The sequence below is a fragment of the Streptomyces sp. NPDC048461 genome (assembly GCF_055587105.1).
In genome coordinates, this window is sequence record NZ_JBVJGW010000064.1 from 1 (window position 1) to 6,855 (window position 6,855).

General features: G+C 69.4%; 8 protein-coding genes and 1 pseudogene. 3 read left to right on the forward strand and 6 right to left on the reverse strand.

Annotated elements, in window-relative coordinates:
• Positions 1 to 405: 405 nt before the first annotated feature.
• Together ACZ6S8_RS39410 and ACZ6S8_RS39415 are read right to left on the reverse strand one after the other, a co-directional pair.
• Entirely contained in the window at positions 406 to 651 is a 246-nt protein-coding gene (locus tag ACZ6S8_RS39410) for a hypothetical protein (RefSeq protein WP_469463205.1), read from the reverse strand.
• 848 nt (positions 652 to 1,499) lie between these two features.
• The gene (locus ACZ6S8_RS39415; protein ID WP_469463207.1) at positions 1,500 to 1,631 is read right to left on the reverse strand and encodes a hypothetical protein; all 132 of its coding nucleotides are present in this window, start codon (positions 1,629 to 1,631) and stop codon (positions 1,500 to 1,502) included.
• Positions 1,632 to 2,130: 499 nt separating this feature from the next.
• Here ACZ6S8_RS39415 and ACZ6S8_RS39420 point away from each other — a divergent pair, with 499 nt between their 5' ends.
• Positions 2,131 to 2,445, forward strand: a complete 315-nt coding sequence (locus ACZ6S8_RS39420) for a DUF6233 domain-containing protein (protein ID WP_469463216.1) — start codon at positions 2,131 to 2,133, stop codon at positions 2,443 to 2,445.
• A gap of 23 nt (positions 2,446 to 2,468) precedes the next feature.
• Positions 2,469 to 2,693: a hypothetical protein gene (locus tag ACZ6S8_RS39425; protein ID WP_469463209.1), complete on the forward strand. Its 225-nt coding sequence runs from the start codon at positions 2,469 to 2,471 to the stop codon at positions 2,691 to 2,693.
• A 195-nt stretch (positions 2,694 to 2,888) separates the two neighbouring features.
• Here the strand turns inward: ACZ6S8_RS39425 and ACZ6S8_RS39430 are convergent, their stop codons facing one another.
• From ACZ6S8_RS39430 to ACZ6S8_RS39445, 4 genes are all read right to left on the reverse strand, one after another.
• Positions 2,889 to 3,452, reverse strand: coding sequence for a class I SAM-dependent methyltransferase (locus ACZ6S8_RS39430; protein ID WP_469463210.1), 564 nt, complete (start codon positions 3,450 to 3,452; stop codon positions 2,889 to 2,891).
• On the reverse strand, positions 3,445 to 4,095 hold the full coding sequence (locus ACZ6S8_RS39435) for a hypothetical protein (protein WP_469463212.1): 651 nt from the start codon (positions 4,093 to 4,095) through the stop codon (positions 3,445 to 3,447). Before ACZ6S8_RS39435 ends, ACZ6S8_RS39430 begins: the two co-directional genes overlap by 8 nt.
• A 309-nt stretch (positions 4,096 to 4,404) precedes the next feature.
• Positions 4,405 to 4,665: a hypothetical protein gene (locus ACZ6S8_RS39440; RefSeq protein ID WP_469463213.1), complete on the reverse strand. Its 261-nt coding sequence runs from the start codon at positions 4,663 to 4,665 to the stop codon at positions 4,405 to 4,407.
• Positions 4,666 to 5,062: 397 nt separating this feature from the next.
• Positions 5,063 to 5,203: a hypothetical protein gene (locus ACZ6S8_RS39445; protein WP_469463215.1), complete on the reverse strand. Its 141-nt coding sequence runs from the start codon at positions 5,201 to 5,203 to the stop codon at positions 5,063 to 5,065.
• Positions 5,204 to 5,355: 152 nt separating this feature from the next.
• Between ACZ6S8_RS39445 and ACZ6S8_RS39450 the strand changes: the two are divergent.
• Positions 5,356 to 6,855, forward strand: a pseudogene (locus tag ACZ6S8_RS39450) (hypothetical protein); the annotation flags it as partial.

The window sequence follows — 6,855 nt, forward strand, 5'->3', positions numbered from 1 at the left end:
GCCCCCCCCCCACCCCCCCCGCGCCGCGGCGCCCCCACCCCCCCCCCCGCGCACCCCCGCGGCCGCCCCCCGGCCCCCCCCCGGGGCCCCCCCCCGGGAAGCGCAGCGCCCCGGTCACCCGCTGCGCGGGAAACGGGTGAACCCCAACCACACCCCCACCCGCACCCCGACCACGGCCCCGCTGCGCCCCCGAAGCCACACCGCAAGGGCGCGCAGCGCCCGACCCCCCGGGCCCGCGCAGCGGGCCCGGTCACCCGCTGCGCGGGAAACGTCTGAACCCCAACCACACCCCGGCCCGCACCAGGACCAGGACCACGCTGCGCCCCACCCACCCAGCCTGGCCGGGACCACCCTGCTCCCAAGCCGAGGGCGACACCGAGTCCAGCAAGGCCCGGCCGCCTCGGTTCAGGTGTCCGTTCGGGGAGCCTGCTCGTTCAAGCGGCCCTCCCACGTCCCGACACAGTGGGCGAGGTCCTCTGAGAGGTAGACGTGAAAACGGCGTGGCGGGTCGATGACCGTGGCCATGTACACCCGTACGTCTCCTACATCATCAAGCCCGTCCACGGCCTGAGCCAGGCTCTCCAGCTTGCCCGGATCAAATTCTCCGCTCTCCACCAGCATGTCGAGCCGGTCGCACCAGATCGACCACAACGAGCGGGCCGAGGCCGTATGCGAAGGGACCTCCCACCGCGCGCCTGACAGCAGAGCGGCCAAGGCCGCGGGCCCGCTGATGGAGCCATCCCGGGCCAGAGCGGACCTCAACGCCTCGAACGTCAAATCTGCCCTCTCGGGTTTGATCTTGGCACTCAGAACCCGTCGCCGAGTCCGGCACTTCGCTTTGTGCGGCCCGGCGGTACTGCCCCCGTCGAAGCGGGCACCGGGCCTGCCCCACACACCCATGTCGGCGCAGGCTGCCCCGACCCTAACCGGCGCCCGGCCCGCGCCCGGCCCGCGCCCGGCCGGCGGGGCGAGCATGGCGGACGCGAGTGGCACGCGGACCCCGTCTCCGTGACCCGGCTGCGGGGCTCGCTCGCCGTGCCGGGCCCGCCGGCCTTCGCGGGGCGCTGTGATCGCCCCCGGCCATCCCCACCTTCACGCCCTCGGTGCGGGGACGGAGAGGCCAGATAGTCAAGATCTTTTGCTCCGCTAGTCGTTTTGCGGAGCTCCTACGGGATCCGTGTGAGCCGCACGGCTGGATGTGCCTCAGAGCCCGACTCTGGTAGTCCAGCACACAGGGCAGTGCGCTACGGTGGGGTTCGGTTGCTGCGTGAGTGCCTAGCGCTTGCCGGACACCGCGAGAGACAGTTGCTGCTGAAGCAGGGGCTGTCCGCCCACCGCGTCGAGCGCCGCCATCTGTGACAGGCGCAGCGGAGGTCCTGGTCCGGGTTGCCGCCCGGACCAGCCCCCTGCAAGGTGACGGTGGTGCTAATGAGCCCGGCCGAGTTGATACCGGCCGGGCTCAGTGCTGAGCCTTGCCGTCGTCCGGTCCCACCACGTCGTCATCCGACGTTCTCCACCAGCCACGTCACCGCCTTGACGATCAGCGGCACCATAAGCGACCAGTCGACCAGCGCCTGAAGGACTATCAGCCGCCGCTCGCGCCGTTCCTCGTGCTCCACCTTGTTCGTCAACTGCTCCTCCAACTCCCTTGAGGCTGCCCGCGCTCGCGCGCAGGCTCTCCACGCGACGGGTGCCGGTGGAGGTTCGGGAGGAGCTGGTGAAGCACTCACCACTCTACGAGAAGCCGGGACCCGCGGCGGACCGAGGACCACAACCTCTGGGCGGCAGCGGCTATACAACCACCAGATCTTGGGTTGTGAGGGATTTCCACTCCCGGCGTGTCGCGACGTCAATACACGGAAGCTAAGGCGGTGATGGTAGGTACACCCGCCGAGGCGAACGACTCCGGATCGGCGAAGCGGCTGCTCAGAGCAGCATCACCCCGGCGAAGCTGTGCGTTCGCCGGCCGTGCGGGGGGATGTCCGCGCGAGACGATCTGTAACTTTTCACTCGAGCTCACGGGTAGCCCCAACTCTTCGATAGGAGTCCCCGCCGCCGGCGCCGCCCCCTTCCCTCGGCCTGGTGGAATCCGCCGCTCCTATAATCGAACTTGTGACCGAAAATGTGGGCGTGCGTCTGGCCCGGTATCGAGCAGTTGAGAGCTGGCTGGAGTGGCAGATATCCCAGGTCAGAGCTGCGATCAGTCGACTGGAGTCGGAGGAGGCTGCCACGTCGGCCCGCCGCCCGGCCCTGCTCGTCCCTGACTGGAAATTGGAGATCCATCGCACCGGCTACGGCGCTCAGCCGTTCCGCGTGCACGCTGGGTCCTGCCCTGATGGCCAGGGCAGGGCCGTGGAGCGCGCCGAGGCGTTGCGACTCCTCGGAGAGGGTGTGGAGAGCTGCCCGTACTGCCGTCCCGATGCCGCTCTCCGAGTGCTGGAGTGATCGGGTACCGCCACGGTGAAGGGATGAGCCCCCTGCGCCTGATCGTCTACCCGCCGGATGCCGACGGCGGGCGCCGCGTCCGCTGTGACGGCGAAATCCTCGGCCGCGCCCTTGGCCCCGCCGATCTCCTCGAATTCCTGCGGAGGGCCGGCCTGGACCCCGACGTCGTCAGGCTCGATGATCCGCTGCTGATCGAGTGGCGCGGCGGCGGGCCGAACGTATGGAGTCCCGACCCCGAAGAGCAGTGAAAGCAGGGGGGTTGGTACGGGCGGCGGCGAACACCCGCGCTGCGGCTGTGGGGCTTGGGGCGGTGTGATGGCCGGCTCCTCGCGTTGCCGCGTGGACGGGGTTAGCGGCCCCATGGCCGGCCATCACCGCCGTCTGAGCCCACGAGGCAACACCGTGCCAAGCCCAGACATCCAAATCCTAACGCCCAGCAATTTTTAGACCGTCAGGGCGTAGGCGACATGTTGTGCATCGAGCTCTCTTTCCTCTACCGAGGACCACCCGTAGATCATTTCTTCTAGCTCTTCCTTCGTAATTCCGATACCGCTGCGGCTTTCAGGGAGACGCTCAGAAAGGGGTGTCATCACATGGAATACACCGCCCGGGTTGAGGTGGTCTCTCACCTTTTTCAGGAATTCTGTTTTCTGCTCGATGAATGCGTAGGTGAGGCGTGTAGAGATCAGGTGGTAGGACGGCAGGTTTTCCCATGTGTCGTTCGCCGCGTCCAAGTGCCGGAACTCTAGTCCGCTGGTCTCTGCAAATTTTGACCGGGCAAGCGAGATTGCCGTTTCTGAGTAGTCGACTCCCAGGACGGCGCATCCCTCGGCGTGGAGGAACTCGGCGAAACCTCCGGTGCCGCATCCGACGTCGAGGGCGGTCCGGCCGGGCCCGAGGTCTGCGGACCGGCGGAGGAACTCCTTCTCCTCGTCCATCACCGGGCGGAACCACCGGCCGCCCGCGTAGTACGCATCCCAGGCACTGACGTCCACGGCTTCACCCACGGGTCTCGCTCCCTGCTTCGGCGGTCCTGCTGCGCGTGCGCCGGCGGACCGCAGCGGGGTACCCGAGCGCCTGCGCGGCCTGGTCCTCCGACAAGGCCGGCCGAGCCTCCATCAGGGCCGCCACACGCTCACCCCGCAGCCTCGACAGAGCCCGTTGGGCGGTAGCGGTAGCCACGCCCAGTGCGGCGCAGACCTCCGCGATGGTGATCGCCGGATCGGCGTCGAGGAGCGCGGCAACCAGCCGTGGCAACTCCCCGCGCGGTACCGCGTCGCCCGTGCCCGCGGGCCGGCCGGGGGCAGCCCGGCGGCCCGGTCGGCTGTCCCGGAACGCGCAGACCACGGAGCGCGGCCAGTGCTCCACGCCGCCGGCCCACACCGCGTGCGGGGCAATCCGCGGGTCCGTCTTGTAGCCGTCCCAGCTCCGCGGTGTAACTCCGAGCTCGGCCGCGGCCTCCTGGCGGTCGAGGAGGTCTCCGGGCCCGCCCGGGCCGGGCAGTTCCGGCACAGGCCTGCCGGCGAGGTAGGCCGCCGTCTGCTCCCCGTCCCACAACAGGACCCGGGCACCCACCGAGCTGATCCGCGCAGGGAACCCGTCCACGTCATACGGCCGCTTGTTCGCGAACGTCCCCTTGGGAATGCCCATGTCCCGGGCAAGCTGTTCCCGGGTCCGCACCAGATGCGTCCGCCCCTGGATGATCAACGCCGCTCCCCTCGCTGCAGTCCTGCGCCCCGCACCCGACGGATGCCCCGGCTGGTGCACGGCTCCTCGGCCGGCAGTACGCGGCGCTTCAGAACCCTCCATAGATAAAGTTACTTGACTTGCATCACTGACGCAAGCTCTTCGACTTCCCGGTGGCCCGTCGGCCCTTCGGCAGGTACCGGACCCGGGGCGCCGCCAACGGCGCGCCCCGGGTCTGCGGGCCGCCCACGGCCCGGGAACCTGCCGGCTCGGCTAGCTGCGCGGGCGCCCGTGCCGGCCCCAGCGGCGCCGGGACGTTACCCGTGCGGCCGCAGCCAAGGCCTGCGCCACCTCCGCCCATTCCGGCGCCCACACCGACACCGCGGCCTGCGCCGCCTCAACTGCGAGCGCAGCGACCACCTGGCCCGCCAGCCGGCGCCCACTCACCCGGCGGCGCCGCGGGGACGACTCCCGGCCCGGCTCCCGGCCGGACTCCTCACCCATGGACTCCCCGCCCGTATCTGTCGTGCTCATGTCAGGTAACTCCTTGCGTGAAAACGCGGGTCACGCCTCCGTCCGAAGGCGTGACCCGCACTTTCGAACGGCAAGGGGTTAGCCCCGCAAGTTTCCACATAACCGCAGCTCAGGACGCTGAATGGTGAAAATCGCGCAGGTGCTACACCGCCCCACCCCTAGCCCCGCAACCCGCCCCGATGTGACCTGCAACACGCGCACGGCCCAGCAGGGCAAGTCCCCGTGTCCGGCCGCTGTGAATGAAAGGGGCACCGGGGGCTTCAGGAAGTCCGGCGCTCGGTCGCGTCACAGGCAGAGCAGTGCACTGCGACCAGCGCCCCGCAGCGCGCACCGCGGCGAAGTGCCGGCCTTCGACACGGCTGCGCCCCGGCCGAGAGGCCGGGGCGCAGGTGCCTGGTCACTGCGGAGGGTTCTCACCCCCGCTGTCCGCGCTGCCCTTGTCAGCCGCCCGGCGGGCCCGCCGTACTTCCAGGGTGATGGAGAGCGCCGCTCCGACCAGGGTGAGGAGGTCGGCGGCGATGGAGAGGACGTCGTTCACGGGCTGCCCTTTCGAGTACAGGGGCCGCGGTGTGCGGCCGGTAGCCAGACCATCCAGGGGAGTTGGCTTATCCCGGCCATCCAGACGGAACATCGCAGGTAGGTTGCGGACAGAACGGCACTTGTCCCGGACAGGGCGGACAAACGCACGGCATGCAGCAGGGGGTACCGGTGGCGGGATCGGACAAGCGCAGGGGCCGGCCGTGGGGGTCGATCCGGCCGGTGAACCCGTCAGCGGGCAAGCTCGCCACGTTCCTGCGCGCCCAGGTCGACGGCTCCGGCAAGACCCTCGCCGTGCTCGCGAAGGAGATCAACTGCTCCACCACCCAGATCAGCTCTCTCCTGAGCGGACGGATCCCCCCGCAGCCCTTCGTCACGGCGCTGATCAGCGCGACGGTGCCGGCACAGCTGCGCGAACGCCGCCAGAGCGAGGCCGATGGCCTCCTGTACGAGGCGATGCACCCACCCCGCATCCCCCAGGCCCGAAGCGTGACGCCGGCTGCGGGTGCTGGATCAGGAGTCATGGACGTGGCCGCGGTGCAGGCGCAGCAGATCGAGACGTATGACCGGCTCACTCGCGCCTTGGAACAGCAGGCGGAGCTCCGTCAGGCTGCCGACAACAGCGCGCGGCTGATCTGGATCCTCCTCGGGATGATCCACAACCTGACCGGCCGGGTCCACACACTGACGCGGGAACGGGACAACGCCACCGGCCGGGAAGTGGTGGAGGCCGCCCAGGCCAAGCTCGCGCGCGCCCAGTCCCAGCAGGCCAAGGCCGAGAGCGAGCTCACCCGCGCCGAGGAGAAGAAACAGCAGGCCGAAGCCCTCTCCGCGCACCTGCAAGAACAGATCACCACGCTGACCGACGAACTAAGCCGCCTCCGAGGCCAGACCGCTATCCCCCACGAGCGTCTGCCTGACCTGGGCCCCATCCCGCGGGTAGAAGAAGCCTCTGCCGACCCGGAGGCAGACGACATCGATGCAGCCCTGGCACGCGTGCGCGCGGTCAACGACACCGATGACGACACCGTCCACCGCATCACCACAGAACTCGGCGACACAGCACCCGGCCTTGTCCCGGACAAACCGTCCACCAGCGCGGACATGCCGAACAAGACCGCAGAGCAGCTACGCGCCGAGGCCGCCGCAGCCAAGGAACGCGGGGACTTTCAGGCAGCCCGCCACCTGTACGGGCTTCTGGCCACAGCTTCAGCGGGATTTCTAGGGCCAGACCACTCCGACACCCTCACCAGCCGACTCCAGCACGCCCGCTGCACTGGCGAAGCTGGCGCCCCTGCAACGGCGCGTGACCTCTACGCCGACCTCACCACCGACTACGAACGGGTTCACGGCCCAGAGCACCCCAAAACCCTCGACTGCCGATACCTGCTTGCCCACTACACCGGTAAAGCTGGCGCCCCTGCAACGGCGCGTGACCTCTACGCCGACCTCACCACCGACTACGAACAGCAGCAAGGACGAGACAACCCCTACACCCTCAACAGCCGACACCAGCTTGCCCACTACACCGGTGTAGCTGGTGCCCCTGCAACGGCGCGTGACCTCTACGCCGACCTCACCCCCGACCGCGCACGGGTTCACGGCCCAGACGACCCCAAAACCCTCGACTGCCGATACCAGCACGCCTACTAC